This window comes from Actinocorallia aurea (genome assembly GCF_054783995.1).
The window spans coordinates 73,190-87,570 of record NZ_BAAGPQ010000020.1; the positions used below are offsets into that span (position 1 = coordinate 73,190).

Below are 14,381 nucleotides of genomic sequence, written 5' to 3' on the forward strand. Positions count from 1 at the left end.
GAGCGCTCGACGCATCGGTCCGAGCAAACGATAGTTCGGTAATGTTCTCAGGCCGAGCCGTACACCGGCTCCGGCACGGGAGCTTCGGCGAGCAGGCCGCGAACCGCCGCGCCCACGTCGCAGGCCTTCCAGCGTCGACCGAGATCCAGCGACGGGCCGTGGCGCCAGCCCGTCTCCACGCAGATCCGGCCGCCCTCCACTTCGATGACGCGGCCGGTGATGCCTGCGGAGTCGGCCGAGGCGAGCCAGGCGACGACGGGAGAGACGTTCTCGGGGGCCATGGCGTCGAACCCGTCCGCGGGCAGCGCCATCTTCTCGGCGAAGGCTCCCTCCGTCATCCGGGTGCGCGCCGAGGGGGCGAGCGCGTTCACCGTGACCCCGTACCGTCCGAGCTCCTCTGCGGCGACGAGGGTGAGGGCTGCGATACCCGCCTTGGCCACGCTGTAGGTGGTCTGGCCGACGCTGCCCTGCAGGCCCGCGCCCGAGGAGGTGTTGATGACCCGGGCCTGCCGGGCTCGTCCGGCCTTGGCCTCTGCGCGCCAGTAGCGGGAGGCCTCCCGAAGCGGGGCGAAGTGGCCGCGGAGATGCACCGAGATGACCGCGTCCCACTCCTGCTCGGAGGTGTTGACCAGCATCCGGTCGCGCAGGAAGCCCGCGTTGTTCACCAGGACGTCGAGTGCGCCGAAGGTGTCGATCGCCTGCTCGATCAGCCGCGTGGCGCCGGTGAAGTCGGTGATGTCCTCGGTGCTCGCCACGGCCTCTCCGCCGAGGGCGTGGATCTCCGCGACGACGTCCGCGGCGGGGCCGGCCGAGGCGCCGACCCCGTCGGCGCCGGTGCCGAGATCGTTGACGACCACCTTGGCCCCTTGGCGGGCGAGCTCCAGTGCGTGCGCGCGGCCGAGACCACGGCCGGCGCCGGTGACCACGGCGACCCTGCCCTCGCAGATCGTGCTCATAGTTCTCCTTCTGCTCGGCAGCGTGTCCGGTAGCCGGGGGCGGTGACCGGTGGCGTCGCTGCGCGTCCTGCTAGGCTACCTAACAAACATTTGGATGGTAGCGGGACCCCGCCCCTCGAATACGGCACCTCGAACAAAGGACAACCCATGGGCCTCACCTCGGTCGAACAGGATGGCGTCCGCGTCATCACCATGGACTTCCCGCCGGTCAACGCGCTTCCGGTCGCGGGCTGGCACGGCCTCGCGGACGCGGTGCGAGAGGCGGGCGCCGACCAGGGCACCGCGGCGGTCGTCCTCCGGGCCGAAGGCCGGGGATTCAACGCGGGCGTCGACATCAAGGAACTCCAGCGCACACCCGGCTTCGACGCGCTCATCGGTGTCAACCGCGGCTGCTACGCGGCCTTCAAGGCCATCTACGAGTGCGCGGTTCCCGTCATCAGCGCCGTCCACGGGTTCTGCCTCGGGGGAGGTGTGGGGCTCGTCGGGAACTCCGACACCATCATCGCCAGCGAGGACGCCTACTTCGGCGTTCCCGAAGTGGACCGGGGAGCGCTGGGAGCGGGCACCCATCTGGCGCGCCTGGTGCCTCCGCACCTGCTGCGCACCCTGTACTTCACCGGACGGACGATCACAGCGGCTCAACTGGCGTCGTACGGGTCGGTCTTCCAGGTGGTCCCGCGTGAGCGGCTGGACGAGACGGCCCTCGAACTCGCTCGGGAGATCGCGGCCAAGGACACCGTCGTCGTGCGAGCGGCCAAGGAGGCGCTGAACGGCATCGACCCGGTGGACGTCAACAGGTCCTACCGGTTCGAACAGGGCTTCACCTTCGAGCTGAGTCTGTCGGGCGTCGCCGACCGTCATCGCGACGCCTTCGTGGAGACCGGCAAGCCCCTGAGCACGAGCTGAGGGCGGGCATGGCACTGGGCATCGATCTGGCCGGACGCGTCGTCCTGCTCACCGGAGGCACCCGCGGTGTGGGCGCGGGAGTGGCCCGGACCTTCCTGGAGGCCGGTGCCGTGGTGGAGACCTGCGGGCGCACGGTTCCGGAGCACTCCGAGCCGGGCGGCCCGCGGTTCACCGCCGTGGACGTGCGGGACGAGGACCAGGTGGCCCGCTGGGTCGCACAGACCGCGGAACGCAACGGGCGCATCGACGTGGTCGTGAACAACGCGGGGGGAGGGCCCTTCACCGGGTTCGCCTCCGCGTCACCCCGCTTCCACCGGAGGGTCACCGACCTGAACTTCCTGTCCGCGGTCTTCGTCTCGCAGTTCGCCCATCGGCATCTGGAAGCGGCGGACGGCGGCGGGTCCGTCATCAACATCACCTCGATCAGCGCCAGGCGCGCGAGTCCCGGAACGGCCGTCTACGGGGCCGCCAAGGCGGCGCTGGAGAGCCTGACCCGCAGCCTCGCCGTGGAGTGGGCGCCACGTGTGCGCGTCAACGCGGTGAGCTGCGGACTCATCGAGACCGAGGCGAGCGAGGACCACTACGGCGACGCCGAGTCCCGTGCCCGCGTGGCCGCCACGATCCCGCGAGGCGTGTTCGGGACTCCCGCCGACGTCGGCGCGGCCTGCGCACTGCTCGCGTCCCCGCTGGCGGGGCACATCAGCGGCGCGGTCCTCAACGTCGACGGCGGAGGTGAATGGCCGGCGTTCCTCCAGCACGCCCCGGGCACCGAACGCCTGGCCGCGAGCCCCGTCGCCGACGGTTAGATCGAGCGGAAGGCCGGGTGCGCGCAGCGGCAGGCGCCACCCGGCCTTCGTCTTTCAGGACGTCCGAGCGCGAAGGTCGGTCTTCAGCACCTTGCCGCCCGCGTTGCGGGGAAGTTCGTGCACGATCACCACCTCGCGCGGCGCCTTGAAGCCCGCGAGCCGGTGCCGGCAGTGGGCGATGACCTCTGCGGGATCGACCACGGATCCGGGCGCGGCCACGACGAACGCGACGGGTACGGAGCCGAGCCGCGGATCCGGGCGATCGACGACGGCGGCCTCGAAGATCTCGGGGAGGGCGCGGAGAACCGCCTCCACCTCCGCCGGGTAGACGTTGAACCCGCCGACGGTGAACATGTCCTTCAGCCGATCGGTGATCTTGAGGCAGCCGTGCTCGTCCAACCTGCCGACATCCCCGGTGTGCAACCAGCCGTCCGGGTCGATCGCCGCTCTCGTGGACTCGTCGTCCTCGAAGTAGCCGAGCATGACGTTCCGGCCGCGCACGAGGACTTCGCCGTCCGCGCCGAGGGGAACGGGCCCACCGGTGCCCGGGTCGGCCAGGCGGATCTCCACACCGGGAGCCGCCGGTCCCGTGGTCAGGGCCAGATGGTCCAGGTCCTCGTTCGGCCGCGAGCGGCTCACCATCACGCACTCGGTGAGCCCGTAGGCCTGCCCGACTTCGTCGAAGCCGAGGTCGTGGCGCATCCGGTGGAAGAGGTCCGCCGGGACGTTCGCCGCCCCCGCCGTCGCGAAACGCAGCGACGACAGATCATGGTCCGGGCGGCGGGGATCCTCAAGGAGCGATGTGAACATGGTCGGCACTCCGGGGAGCACGGACAGGCCTTCGGCCTCGATGAGGGTGAGCAACTCGCCCGGTTCGAACGCCGCGATGGGATAGAGCGCGGCTCCGGAGCCCAGAGCCGCGATGATCCCGGCCTTGTAGCCGAAGCTGTGGAAGAACGGGTTCACGATGCCGTAGCGGTCGTCCTGCGTGAGACCGGCTCCTTCGGCCCAGATCCGGGCGACGTCCACGGTCTGGCGGTGGGAGCTCATCACCCCCTTGGGGCGGCCGGTGGTCCCGGAGGTGAAGAGGATGTCGCACAAGGCCTCGGGTTCCAGGAGTTCGGCGGCCTTCCGGGCCGCGTCGGAGGGAACGCGAAGCCCCTGGCCGAGGAAGTCCTCCCACGAGAGCGAGGACACCCCTTCCGTGCTCCCGGCACCCGGGACGTCCACGATCGCTGTGAGGTGGGGAAGACCCGGGATCAGCGCACCGCCGCCCTCCCGGCCCGCCGCCTCGCGGAGCATCGAGAGGAAGCCGATCCCCAGGAAGCCGTTCGCGGTGATCAGCGCGGACGCTCGCGACCTCGCCAGGATCTCCGTCGCCTCGTAACCGCGGTACCGGGTGTTCATGGGGACGGCCACGGCGCCCGCGGAGAGGGCGCCGAGCAAGGCGATCACGTACTCGGCGCGATTGGGCATCCACAGCGCCACGCGGTCGCCCGGCCGGATGCCGAGCGCCAGGAAAGAGCGAGCCGCCAGTTCCACCGCTGACGCGAGATCCACGTAGGACCAGCGCCGACCGCCGTCGACGACGGCCAGGCGCTCGCCATACCTCCAGGTGGCCTCGCGCAGCAAGGCCGGCACGGTCGCCGTGTGATCGAAGGCGTTCATCTTACTCCAGACCTTCACCAAATGTTTGTTCAGTATGCTGTGTCCGGGCTGCTGACCAGCCCGTCCACCGAAGGAGGCCGCGATGGCGGGGACCAAGCCGCGTGAGGCGGCACAGAAGCGGACCGGCCGGACCAGTGCCCGGGCCGACCGGCGGGAGCAGCTGCTCGGCGTCGCGGCGGAGCTCTTCGCCACGCGCGGCTACGCGGAGACGACGATGCGCGACATCGCCGACGCCTCGGGCATCCTCGCCGGGAGCATCTACCACCACTTCAGCTCCAAGGAGGCGATCCTCGACGCGATCCTCCAGGAGTTCCTCGTCGGCCTCCACGGGCGGTTCAGCGCGGTGGAGAAGGCCGGCAACGACCCCCGCGAGACGCTCAGTGAGCTCATCCGGATCTCCTTCCTCACCATCCAGGACACCCCGCACGAGGTGGCGGTCTACCAGAACGAGACCGACAACCTCCTGCGGCATCAGGATTTCGCCTACGTCGGCGACTACAGTCTGCGGATCGAGCAGATCTGGTTGCGCGTGCTCACCGCCGGGCAGATGTCGGGCATCGTGCGGCCCGACTTCGACGTGAAGCTCGCCTATCTGTTCATCCGCGACGCGATCTGGTCCGCGGTGCGCTGGTACCGCCCCGGCGGGCAGTTCCGCGGCGACGCGCTCGCCGATCAGTATCTCGAGCTCCTCTACGGTGGCCTGATCTGATCCGGCCGCCCCGCGAGGGGCGGCCGGAGGTACGGCGAGCTCAGGCGGGAACCTCGCGCGAGCGGAGTCCGCGCGGGTCGATCACCTCACGGATCAGCCGCAGTTCCTCCTCGGTCGGGTTCCGCGTCTCGACCGCGGCGCTTCCGTCGATGGAGAACCCGGTCGCCTTCTGCACCTCCTCCACGGTGACACCGGGATGCACCGAACGGATCCGCAGCAGCCCGTCGGCGTCGTAGTCCAAGACCGCGAGGTCGGTGACGACCACGCCCAGGTCGTGGAAGCGCAGCGCCGCCGGTCCGGCCTCCCGCGCCCGGTCGTTCCCGACCCCCGAGACCACGTCGACCTTCTCCACGAACACGCGCGGTGAGTGCCGGGCGACCCAGTAGTTGGTCCGGTGGTTGACGGTGTTGCCGGGAGCTCCGCGCACCCCGATGAGCTGCCGCTTCGGTTTGCGCCAGTCGCCGATGCACGAGATGTTCTGGTTCCCGTGGCGGTCGATCTGGCTGGCGCCCATCATGCTGCGCCGCCGACCGGACTGCAGGACCCCGAAGATGTCGCGGAACGGCACCCATGCCTCGACGACGCCGCCCGCGGCGGCCGTTGCTCCGAGGGGAGCGGGTTCGTTCATGAAGAACGCCTCGCCGTCGGACAGGACCAGGTCGGGCGAGTGGGTCAGGCGGGCCAGCCGGGCGCTGACCATGGGAACGGTGCCGACCGCGTGGGCGAGGACCTCGCCGGCGTCCGCCCAGGAATCGGAGGCGGCGACGACGCAGACCTCGGCTCGGGTGAACTCCATGGCTCAGGCACTCCTTTCGACGTCGCCGCGGGTCGCGACGGCGGTCTGGTAGTCGTCCTCGCTCCCGGCGAGGTAGGTCTCGGAGAACGAGCGCCACTGCTCCGCGTCCCCGGCCGCGGCGGCGTACTCACGTTGGAAGGCCTCATCGCGCTCGTAGTCGGGCACGCAGGAGGTGAAGTGGGCGCCGCGCGGCGTCTCGACGACCCCGCTCACGTACATGCGTCGCACGAGCAGCGACTGGAAGGGGGCGTCGGTGAGGAGGTCGGCGGTCGGCACGACCCGCTCGCAGCTGAGGTAGCAGCGGTCGGCGGCCATCGAGTACAGGTCGTCGAAGTACGGGTCGGGGCCGAGGTACTGGCCGTTGCCGGAGGCGTCCGCCCTGTTGAGGTGGATCAGCGCGGCGTCCATGCGCAGTGCGGGCACCGCCACGTACTCCTCGCCGTCATCGTAGGGCGAGACGACGGTCCTCAGATGCGGGTTCATGGTGAGCACGTCGGAACCGAGCCCGGCCCTGCTCGGCAGGAAGGACAGGCGCTGGGCGGCGGCGCGGAGCCCGGAGACGAACATGCCCTCGTCGTACTCGGAGATCTCGACGGATCCGCTCTCGCGGGCCGCCCGGAAGTGCGGGTCCAGCGCGATGCTGTCCAGGGAGACGAAACCGTAGATCAGTCTCCGCACCTTGCCGGCGGCACAGAGCAGCCCGACGTCCGGGCCGCCGAAGCTGATCACCGTGAGGTCCTTCACGTCGCTGCGCAGCAGCGCGCGCACGAGGGCCATCGGTTTGCGCCGCGACCCCCAGCCGCCCACACCGATGGTCATTCCCGACTCGATCGTCGAGGTGAAGTCCTCAAGGGACATCCTCTTGTCTCTCGACGTAGCTGACATGACACGGCTCCTTGCCGACGAATGTTGATTTGTAGCTTTCGCTCGGGCATCCTGGGGCAGCAGTATGCACCAAACGGTCATTTGTTTGAAAGAGAGGCCGCCGGATGTCCTTGGAATCTGAGCTGCATCCCGCGCTGCGGACGCGGGCCACGGAGTTGTTCGGCGTGGACTATCCCATCGTCCAGACGGGCATGGGGTACGTGTCCGACCCCGGGTTGACCGCCGCCACGGCGAACGCGGGAGGGCTCGGAATCCTGAGCGCCGGGCTGCTGTCGTACGAGGAGCTCGCCGAAGCGATCGACACGGTGCAGGCGCTGACCGAACGCCCGTTCGGCGTCAATGTGCGAGCCGATCAGCCGGACGTCGTCAAGCGGGTCGATCTCATGATCCGCAAGGGCGTGAGGGTCGCCTCCTTCGCGCTCGCCCCCCGCGAGGATCTGATCAAGCGTTGCAAGGACGGCGGCATGGTCGTGGTGCCCTCCACCGGCGCGCGCAGGCACGTCGAGAAGGTCACCGCCTGGGGCGCGGACGCCGTGATCGTGCAGGGCGGGGAAGGGGGCGGGCACACCGGCCCGGTGCCGACCAGCCTCCTGCTGCCGCAGGCACGGGACGTCACCGACATAGTGGTGATCGCGGCAGGCGGCTACTGCGACGGCCGCGGCCTCGTCTCCGCTCTCGCCTACGGCGCGGACGGCATCGCGATGGGGACCCGCTTCCTGCTCACCAAGGAGTCTCCCGTCGCCGAGGTGGTCAAGAAGGAGTACCTCACCAAGCGGGTGGAGGACACCGTGCTGACCCTCCAGATCGACGGAGTGCCGCAACGCGTCGTGCGCGGACCCGCCATCGAGGCCCTGGAACGCAGCTCGGCGCCGGGACGCCTGCTGCGCGCCGCGCGCAATGCCGTGGCCTTCCAGCGGATGTCCCGGACCCGCTGGCCGGACATCATCCGCGAAGGGCTGACCATGCGCCGGGAGCACGGCCTGACGTGGAGCCAGGTCGTCATGGCGGCGAACGCGCCGATGCTCTACCGCACGGCTCTCCTCGAGGGCCGACCGGACATCGGGGTCATGGCCACCGGGCAGGTGGTCGGCCTCATCGACGATCTGCCGAGCTGCGCTGAGCTGCTCTCCCGCATCGTCGCCGACGCCGGGGACGTCCTGAAGCGGCTTGAGGGCGCTCCTCGGCACTGATGCGGAGCAGCCCCGGATGACCGTCGTGATCCGCGTGGAGGCTGGGAGGGCCCGGGGGAGACTGATCCCGGGCCCTCTCGGGCTTCTCAGCCCGGTGTCCCGGCGAGGTTGAGAAGGTCGAAGTAGCGACGCCGCTGTTCGTCGGGCCCGCCGAAGAGCTGGCAGAGTGCGTGCGCCCGTTTGAAGAGCATCTGCGCGTCGTGCTCCCAGGTGACCGCGATGCCGCCGTGCAGCTGCACGGTCTCGCCGGCGACCTCGTTCAAGGCGTCCGAACACCATGCCTTCGCCGCGGCGGCACGTTCGGCCGAGTCCTGGTCTCCCTGCGCGACCGCCCACGCCGCCGCCCAGGACAGGGTGCGGGCGGTCTCGACCTGCACCAGCATGTCCGCCATCCGGTGCTTCAGCGCCTGGAACGACCCGATCGGTCGGCCGAACTGCACCCTTTCGCCTGCGTAGCGGACCGTCATGTCCAGCCCGCGCTGAGCCGCCCCGACCTGAAGCGCGCTGACGGCGACCGCTGCCACATCCCGCACCTCGGCCAGCAGGCTCCGTGCGTCGAGGGCCAGGGTCGTGGCCCGAGCGCCATCGAAGCGGACCTGGGCGAAGCGCAGGGTCCCGTCCATTCCCGGGACAGGGTCTCGCTGTATTCCGGGCGCGGAGGGATCCACCTCGTAGAGGCCCACTCGGCCGGGGGCGTTTCTCGCCACGACCAGGAGGACGTCTGCGGTGGAGCCGTCGAGGACCAGGTGGGCGGTGCCGGAAAGGGTCGTTCCGGTCCACGTGGTCTCGGCGAGCACATCCGAGTCGTCAAGGTGCCAGGCACCGTCGGCGGTGGCCCAGGCCAGCGCGCCGATCCACTCGCCTGAGGCCAGTGCGGGCAGCAGCCTCGCGCAGGCCGTGGCATCGCCGGAGCGCATCAGGGCCTGAACGGCGAGCACGCCCGAGCCGAGCAGGGGGGTGGGGGCGAGCGCGTACCCGAGGCGCTCCAGGACGACATGCGTCTCGAAGTAGCCGAACCCCGCGCCGCCGTACTGCTCGGGGACCGCGAGCGCGGCGACCCCGATCTGCTCGCAGAGCAGCGACCACAGCGCCGGATCGTGGCCGAGGTCCCCGTCGGCCGCCTCGCGGACGGCGGCGCTGTCGGCGTGCCGTTCGAGCAGAGCGCGAACCGTCGCTGACAACTCGGCCTGCTCCTCACTCAATCCGAAGTACATCTGGGGCTCCTCATGCGGGGGAGGGAAGGGGGTTCTGCGCGGTGATCGCTGCGAGGATCCGGGCCCGATGCGCGGCGGGTGTGCCCCACGCCGACACGAGGGCGCGGATCCCGGTGAGCCAGAGCCCGAGGTCGTGCTCCTCGGTGTAGCCGATGGCTCCGTGGACCTGAAGAGAGGTCCGCGCCGCCAGATAGGCGGCGTCCGACGCTGCGACCTTGGCCGCCGACACATCGCGCGCCGCATCAGGACGGCCGGCATCGAAGGTGACGGCCGCTCCGTGCAGGAGCGGCCGGGCGAAGTCGAGGGCCACCCTGACGTCGGCGAGGGCGTGCTTCACCGCCTGGTATTCACCGATGACGCGGCCGAACTGCCGCCGTGCCTTGGCGTAGTCGACCGCCTCGGAAAGGACGCGCTCACCGGCCCCGAGGAGGCGGGCCGAGCAGGCGATGGCGGCGAGGTCCAAAGACCGCTCGGCGTCCTCCGGTGACAGCCGACCGACCTCCGGTCCGGGGAGGACCGTCCAAAGCCTCCGGGCCCGGTCGACCGAACCGAGCATCTCGCCTGCCTCTGCGGTGTGTACTGCGGCGCCGTCGAGCAGGAGGACGCAGCGGGCCACGTCGACGTCCGGCGCGTAGGGCGCCAGCGGAGGGGCGGCCGCCGTGACCACCGCCTTTCCCTCGGAGATGTCCGCGAGCGACGGCGTCGGCTGAGAGCGGGACCGCAGACCGGCCAGAAGAGACGGGGCAAGGACCACGGCCTCGATCCACGGTCCGGGCACGGCGTGCCTGCCCAAAGCCTCGAAGGCCGCGGTCAGGAAGACGGTGTCGGCGCCCAGGCCGCCGTGCTCCTCGGGAACGGCCAGCGCGGTGACGCCGACATCGGCGAGCCTGTGCCAGAGGTCGAGGCCGGGCCGGTGATCGCCGTCGGCCCAGGCCCGGGCCGTTGCCGGAGCATCGGAGGCCTTCAGCAGATCCTCGAGCGACGCGGCGAACTCACGATGCTCCTCGGTCGGTGCAAATCTCATCGGGTTCCCCTCGGCAGGCCGAGCAGGCGCTCGGCCACGATGTTGCGCTGGATCTCGTTCGTCCCGGCGTAGATGGGGCCGGCCAGGGAGAACAGGTAGCCGTCCATCCAGGCGCCTTCGGCTTCGGCACTCGGACCCCTCAGCTCACCGCGGGCGCCCATGAGGTCCAGGGCGGTCTCGTGGAGGCGGATGTCGAGTTCGGACCAGAAGATCTTGTTGACGCTGCCGTCCGCGCCGATGTCGCCGCCGTCCTCCAGCCTTGCCACGGCGCCGAAGGTGTACAGGCGATAGGCCTGCGCCGCGATCCAGGCGTCCACCACCCGCTCGCCCGCGGATGCGCAAGCGTCATCGCTCGCGTTCCAGAGCGCCGTGAGGCGGTCGGCCGCCGCGAGGAAGCGGCCGGGAGACCGGAGCGACAGGCCCCGCTCGTTCCCCGCCGTGCTCATCGCGACGCGCCAGCCGTCTCCGGGCGCGCCGAGGACGTCGGAGTCGGGGACGAACACGTCCTCGAAGAAGATCTCGGCGAATCCCGGATGCCCGTCCAGCTTGACGATCGGCCTGATCGTGATGCCCTCGGCGTCCAGCGGGAAGAGGAAATAGGTGAGGCCGCGGTGCCGCTGCTCGGCGGGGTCGGTGCGGAAGAGCCCGAAGCCGCGATGCGCGAACGAGGCGCGGGAACTCCATGTCTTCTGGCCGTTCAGCACCCAGCCTCCGCGGTCCTCGTCGCGGACCGCGGAGGCGCGCAGCGAGGCCAGGTCGCTGCCGGCCTCGGGCTCCGACCACGCCTGCGCCCAGATCTCGGTGCCGTCGGTCATCGGACGCAGATAGCGTTCCTTCTGCTCGGGCGTGCCGTAATGGAACAGGATCGGGGCGAGCAGCGAGATGCCGTTCTGGGAGACGCGCGCCGGTGCCCCGGCGCGGTAGTACTCCTCCTCGAAGAGCACCCACTGGAGCAACGAGGCGTCGCGTCCGCCGAACGACTCGGGCCAGGAGACCACGGACCAGCGGCCCTCGGAGAGGGCGCGCTCCCATTCCCGGTGCGCGGTGAACCCCTCCGCCGTGTCCATGTGCGGCAGAGGCCCGGTCGGCACATGGGCGCTGAGCCAGGCGCGCGCCTCGTCGCGGAACGCCCGGTGCGCGTCGTCGAGATCCAGGTTCATCGAGCGCCACCCGAACGCTTGTTAGTTTTGGCCATCGCGCGCGCGTCGAGTCCGGCGAGCGAGTCCCCTTCGATCTCGGCGTTGTGCGCATGCGCGGCGTGGTGGAGGCCGAACACCGAGTCCATGCCCGCCCGCATGCCCTGGAGGTCCTCGGCCTGGTTGACGGCCTTCTTGGTCAGAGCGAGCCCGAAGGCGGGCATGCCGCTGATCCGCTCGGCGACGGCGAAGGTCCGCGCCTCCAGCTCCTCGCGGGGCACGACATGATTGACCATGCCCAGCTCACGAGCGCGGGCGGCGTCGTACCTGTCACCGGTGTAGAGGAACTCCTTGGCGGCCCGCGGATTCATCACCCACGGGTGGGCGAAGTACTCGACGCCGGGGATGCCCATGCGGACCACGGGGTCGGCGAAGAAGGCGTCCTCGGAGGCGACGATGAAGTCGCAGGACCAGGCCAGCATGAGCCCGCCGGCGATGCACGCGCCCTGGACCATGGCGATCATGGGCTTGGGGATCTCCCGCCACCGGCGGCACATCCCGAGGTAGACCTCGGCCTCGCGGGCGAGGCGACGGTCGACTCCCGCCTTACCGGTGTGGTCCCACCAGATGACGGCCTTGCGCTCGAACGACTCGTCGATGTCACGTTCGGGGGTGCCGATGTCGTGCCCGGCGCAGAAGTGGTCTCCCGCCCCGGCCAGGACGATCACCTTCACCTCGTCGTCGTCGACGGCGCGGATGAACGCCGCGTCGAGGGCGTAGGTGACCTTGGAGTTCTGCGCGTTGCGGTACTGCGGGCGGTTCAACGTGACCACGGCCACCGGGCCGCGCCGTTCGTAAAGGACGACGGGTTCCGCCGTGCCGGCGTCCGGCGTCTGCCCAAGCTGCTCCGCCTTCTCGGCGGTCTGTTCGGTGCCCATCGATTCTGTCTCCCTCTGAGCGGTCATCGGGGTTGCGTAAAACGTCCCGGTACACGTATACCAAACAAATGTTTGATTAGACATGTGCGTTCCCGCTCAGCGGCGACACCGCGGGTTCGGGACGCGCCATGGGAGGAAGAGGGCCGAGTGGACCTGACCTACTCCGCCGCGGACGAGAAGTTCCGCGGTGAGGTCCGAGACTGGCTGGAGACCAGTCTGACCGGTGAGTTCGCCAAGCTGCGCGGGCTCGGCGGCACCGGACGCGACCACGAGGCGTTCGACGAGCGCCTCGCCTGGGACCGCCACATGGGCGCCCACGGCTGGACCTGCCTGGGCTGGCCGGAAGAGTTCGGCGGGCGCGGCCTGAGCCTTCGCCGTCAGATCATCTTCCACGAGGAGTACGCCCGTGCCAATGCTCCGGCACGGGTGAACCATCTCGGTGAGGAGCTTCTCGGACCCACGCTGATCGCCTTGGGCACCGATGAGCAGCGCGCGCGCTTCCTTCCGAAGATCGTCACGGTCGAGGAACTCTGGTGCCAGGGGTATTCCGAACCCGGCGCGGGATCCGACCTGGCGTCGGTCTCCACCCGGGCGGTCCTCGACGGCGGCTCCTGGGTGATCGACGGCCAGAAGACCTGGACCTCACTCGCCCACCACGCCGACTGGTGCTTCCTGATCGCCCGGACCACTCCGGGGTCGCGTCGGCACGACGGACTGTCCTATCTGCTGGTGCCGATGCGGCAGGACGCCGTCGACGTCCGGCCGATCATCCAGCTCACCGGCACCTCGGAGTTCAACGAGGTCTACTTCGACGGAGCCAGGACCGAGGCGTCCCTCGTCGTCGGCGAGTCCGGAGACGGATGGAAGGTGGCCATGGCCACGCTCGGTTTCGAGCGCGGCATCTCCACGATCGGACAGCAGGTCGGTTTCGCCCGTGAACTGGACGCGGTCATCGCACTCGCCCGGACCAACGGCGCCATCGAAGATCCGCTGGTGCGCGACCGGATCGCCCGAGCCCGCATCGGCCTGGACCTGATGCGGCTGCACGCCCTGCGGACGCTTTCGGGAAGCGGCCCGGACGCCCAGGGGCCCGCGCAGGCGTCAGTGGCGAAGCTCGTCTGGGCGACCTGGCATCGCGGGCTCGGCGAGCTGGCGATGCGCGTCGCGGGGGCGGCGGCGCTCACGGTGCGCCACGCGCCCTACGAACTGGACGACCTTCAGCGCCTCTTCCTCTTCAGCCGCGCCGACACCCTCTACGGCGGCTCGAACGAGATCCAGCGCAACATCCTCGCCGAGCGCGTGCTCGGCCTTCCCCGAGAGGCCCGGCCATGACCAAGCCAGAACAGCCGTCCCCCGCCTACGTCACCGGACACGGCCTGCTCACGGGCCGGACGGTCGTCATCACCGCCGCGGCCGGGGCGGGCATCGGCTCCGCCGCCGCGCGGCGCTGCCTTGAGGAGGGGGCCAAGGCCGTCGTGCTGGGCGACACGCACGAGCGTCGGCTGAAGGACGCCCTGCACGAGCTCGGCGCGGAGTTCGGCGCCGAGCGGGTGGCCGCCGTGCCGTGCGACGTCACCGACGAGGATCAGGTCGCCGCTCTCCTCGACGCGGCGGAACCCTTCGGCGGCGTCGAAGTGATGATCAACAATGCCGGGCTCGGCGGCACCGTCTCTCTGCTGGAAATGACCGATGAGCAGTGGTCACGGGTCCTGGACATCACCCTCACCGGCACCTTCCGCTGCCTGCGCGCCGCCGGAAAGCGCATGGTCGAGGCGGGTGTGCGCGGCGCCATCGTCAACAACGCCTCGGTCATCGGCTGGCGCGCCCAGGAAGGCCAGGCCCACTACGCGGCGGCCAAGGCCGGGGTCATGGCGCTCACCCGCTCGGCGGCCATGGACCTGGCTCCGCACGGCATCCGGGTCAACGCGGTGTCCCCGAGCCTCGCCATGCACCCCTTCCTGGAGAAGGTCACCACGGCGGACTTCCTGGCCGAGCTCAAGGGCCGGGAGGCGTTCGGCCGGGCGGCCCGACCGTGGGAGATCGCCAACGTCATGGTCTTCCTCGCCAGCGACTACTCCTCCTACCTCACCGGCGAAGTCGTCTCGGCCAGCAGCCAACACCCCTGAACCTTCGATCGAACCGCCCTCGCTTGA

14 protein-coding genes are annotated in these 14,381 nt (G+C 70.2%); 6 read left to right on the forward strand and 8 right to left on the reverse strand.

All coding sequences use genetic code 11. The features are described from left to right. Nucleotides 1-47 precede the first annotated feature (47 nt). Nucleotides 48-956 carry an SDR family oxidoreductase gene (locus tag ACYVOM_RS24375; protein WP_460305805.1) on the reverse strand — a complete coding sequence of 303 codons (909 nt, stop codon included), beginning with the start codon at nt 954-956 and terminating at the stop codon, nt 48-50. 147 nt (nt 957-1,103) lie between these two features. Between ACYVOM_RS24375 and ACYVOM_RS24380 the strand changes: the two genes are divergently transcribed. Further along, nucleotides 1,104-1,862 (forward strand): enoyl-CoA hydratase family protein, encoded by a 759-nt coding sequence (locus ACYVOM_RS24380; protein WP_460305806.1) that lies wholly within the window; start codon nt 1,104-1,106, stop codon nt 1,860-1,862. Between the two features lie 8 nt (nt 1,863-1,870). Next, on the forward strand, nt 1,871-2,668 hold the full coding sequence (locus ACYVOM_RS24385; protein WP_460305807.1) for an SDR family oxidoreductase: 798 nt from the start codon (nt 1,871-1,873) through the stop codon (nt 2,666-2,668). A gap of 54 nt (nt 2,669-2,722) precedes the next feature. On the opposite strand, the gene ACYVOM_RS24390 is transcribed toward ACYVOM_RS24385, so the two are convergent. Then, nucleotides 2,723-4,336 carry an AMP-binding protein gene (locus tag ACYVOM_RS24390; RefSeq protein WP_460305808.1) on the reverse strand — a complete coding sequence of 538 codons (1,614 nt, stop codon included), beginning with the start codon at nt 4,334-4,336 and terminating at the stop codon, nt 2,723-2,725. 82 nt (nt 4,337-4,418) lie between these two features. On the opposite strand from ACYVOM_RS24390, the gene ACYVOM_RS24395 reads away from it, so the two are divergent. Next, nucleotides 4,419-5,045 carry a TetR/AcrR family transcriptional regulator gene (locus tag ACYVOM_RS24395; protein ID WP_460305809.1) on the forward strand — a complete coding sequence of 209 codons (627 nt, stop codon included), beginning with the start codon at nt 4,419-4,421 and terminating at the stop codon, nt 5,043-5,045. 40 nt (nt 5,046-5,085) lie between these two features. Here the strand turns inward: ACYVOM_RS24395 and ACYVOM_RS24400 are convergent, their stop codons facing one another. Further along, nucleotides 5,086-5,841, reverse strand: coding sequence for a CoA-transferase subunit beta (locus ACYVOM_RS24400; RefSeq protein WP_460305810.1), 756 nt, complete (start codon nt 5,839-5,841; stop codon nt 5,086-5,088). A 3-nt stretch (nt 5,842-5,844) separates the two neighbouring features. Then, nucleotides 5,845-6,726, reverse strand: coding sequence for a CoA transferase subunit A (locus ACYVOM_RS24405; RefSeq protein WP_460305811.1), 882 nt, complete (start codon nt 6,724-6,726; stop codon nt 5,845-5,847). Between the two features lie 104 nt (nt 6,727-6,830). On the opposite strand from ACYVOM_RS24405, the gene ACYVOM_RS24410 reads away from it, so the two are divergent. Beyond that, entirely contained in the window at nt 6,831-7,916 is a 1,086-nt protein-coding gene (locus ACYVOM_RS24410; protein WP_460305812.1) for an NAD(P)H-dependent flavin oxidoreductase, read from the forward strand. 86 nt (nt 7,917-8,002) lie between these two features. Here the strand turns inward: ACYVOM_RS24410 and ACYVOM_RS24415 are convergent, their stop codons facing one another. Genes ACYVOM_RS24415 through ACYVOM_RS24430 form a run of 4 tightly spaced genes read right to left on the reverse strand, consistent with a single transcriptional unit; the run spans nt 8,003 to nt 12,228 of the window. Then, the gene (locus ACYVOM_RS24415) at nt 8,003-9,130 is read right to left on the reverse strand and encodes an acyl-CoA dehydrogenase family protein (RefSeq protein ID WP_460305813.1); all 1,128 of its coding nucleotides are present in this window, start codon (nt 9,128-9,130) and stop codon (nt 8,003-8,005) included. A 10-nt stretch (nt 9,131-9,140) separates the two neighbouring features. Beyond that, a complete protein-coding gene (locus ACYVOM_RS24420) occupies nt 9,141-10,154 on the reverse strand; it encodes an acyl-CoA dehydrogenase family protein (RefSeq protein WP_460305814.1) in 1,014 nt (337 codons plus the stop codon). Further along, nucleotides 10,151-11,314 carry an acyl-CoA dehydrogenase family protein gene (locus ACYVOM_RS24425; protein ID WP_460305815.1) on the reverse strand — a complete coding sequence of 388 codons (1,164 nt, stop codon included), beginning with the start codon at nt 11,312-11,314 and terminating at the stop codon, nt 10,151-10,153. Before ACYVOM_RS24425 ends, ACYVOM_RS24420 begins: the two co-directional genes overlap by 4 nt. Further along, the gene (locus ACYVOM_RS24430; protein WP_460305816.1) at nt 11,311-12,228 is read right to left on the reverse strand and encodes an enoyl-CoA hydratase; all 918 of its coding nucleotides are present in this window, start codon (nt 12,226-12,228) and stop codon (nt 11,311-11,313) included. Before ACYVOM_RS24430 ends, ACYVOM_RS24425 begins: the two co-directional genes overlap by 4 nt. A 147-nt stretch (nt 12,229-12,375) precedes the next feature. Here ACYVOM_RS24430 and ACYVOM_RS24435 point away from each other — a divergent pair, with 147 nt between their 5' ends. Both ACYVOM_RS24435 and ACYVOM_RS24440 read left to right on the forward strand, forming a co-directional pair. Continuing rightward, the gene (locus ACYVOM_RS24435) at nt 12,376-13,560 is read left to right on the forward strand and encodes an acyl-CoA dehydrogenase family protein (RefSeq protein ID WP_460305817.1); all 1,185 of its coding nucleotides are present in this window, start codon (nt 12,376-12,378) and stop codon (nt 13,558-13,560) included. Beyond that, entirely contained in the window at nt 13,557-14,354 is a 798-nt protein-coding gene (locus ACYVOM_RS24440) for an SDR family oxidoreductase (protein ID WP_460305818.1), read from the forward strand. Before ACYVOM_RS24435 ends, ACYVOM_RS24440 begins: the two co-directional genes overlap by 4 nt. Nucleotides 14,355-14,381 lie beyond the last annotated feature (27 nt).